This window comes from Deinococcus aquatilis DSM 23025, assembly GCF_000378445.1.
GTDB lineage: Bacteria > Deinococcota > Deinococci > Deinococcales > Deinococcaceae > Deinococcus > Deinococcus aquatilis.
The window spans coordinates 1-1,222 of record NZ_KB899804.1 but is presented as its reverse complement, the minus strand read 5'-3'; the positions used below and the strand labels follow the sequence as shown (position 1 = coordinate 1,222).

Below are 1,222 nucleotides of genomic sequence, written 5' to 3'. Positions count from 1 at the left end.
GAGGATGGCCCATTGCTCGTCCGTCAACCGCATTCATTCAGGATGCCAGTCGTCCTCGCCTCGCTACCGTAACCAATTTCCGGATGATCTCTAGTCACTGTGATCGTGGGTAGCGTCAGCCGGAGCTGACGCTGCTGGACGTCGGTGTCTACTTCTCGCAGGGTCTGGATATTCAGTAGACCTCTTGCGAAAGTCATGGGCTAAGCTGGCAGGGTGGAGCGAGACCGTCTGACACGCACGCTGAAGATGAATCGCAAGCAGTTTCGTCGACGCACCGGGGTCTCCCCGGAAACCTTTGCCGAGATGGAAACGGTGCTTACACAACGGGAAGAACGGAAGAAGAAATCTGGCCGCCCAGCCGCGCTCAGCGTGGCGGAACAACTCCTCTTGACGCTGGAATTCTGGCGCGAGTACCGCACTTTTGCACATCTGGGTGACGATTGGGGCGTGCATGAAACTACCGTGCACCGCACGGTGGAACGCGTGGAAGCGGCCCTGATCGCCAGTGCGCAGTTCCAGATGCCCAAGAAACGCGTGTTTCAGGAAGCGCAGCTCGTCTATAGCATCGTGGCGGTCGATGCTTCTGAAGTGCCCTGTGAACGACCCAAAAAAAGCAGCGCCGCTGGTACAGCGGCAAGAAAAAGCGGCATACGCTGAAATTTCAGCTCCTCATCTGCACCGTGACTCAGCGCCGTGTTGGGCACCGCCACGAGCGCTGGGGCTGTTCACGACCTGAAGCTGTTCCGTCAATCTGGCGTGCGATTACCCAACGATACAGCGCTGATCGGGGACGCCGGATACCAGGGACTCTGGCGGAGCCACGGGCACGCCATCACCACCCATAAGGCGACGCGAGCGTCGCCCCTCTCCGCCGAACAACGCCACGACAACCGCGTGCTGGCGCATGCCCGGCAGGGCACCCTGCATGCCATCCGTCGGATGAAGATCTTCCGCATATTGAAGGGCGTGTACCGACATCGGCGGCGTCGATTTGCGCTCCGAGTTCAGCTGATCGCCGCGCTCTGCAACCTCACTCGTGCACGTCCCGCCTGACTTTCGCAAGAGGTCTAGTTGTGGCATGGGAGTGTATTTTCACGGTTCTCCCTGAAAAAGGTGACAATGATGATGAAACTCCCAACACAAAACCTGTCGATCAGGAATCATGACAGGGCGCTGTGGCTTGATGGGAAGCTTCAGTTCAGCCGAAGCTTGTGGGGAAGGG

General features: G+C 58.7%; 2 protein-coding genes. Both read left to right on the top strand.

The features are described 5' to 3' along the window. The first annotated feature begins 213 nt into the window (after positions 1 to 213). Entirely contained in the window at positions 214 to 657 is a 444-nt protein-coding gene (locus F561_RS28500) for a transposase family protein (RefSeq protein WP_019012567.1), read from the top strand. A gap of 36 nt (positions 658 to 693) precedes the next feature. Then, on the top strand, positions 694 to 1,053 hold the full coding sequence (locus F561_RS28495) for a transposase family protein (RefSeq protein ID WP_019012566.1): 360 nt from the start codon (positions 694 to 696) through the stop codon (positions 1,051 to 1,053). The last annotated feature ends 169 nt before the right edge of the window (positions 1,054 to 1,222 follow it).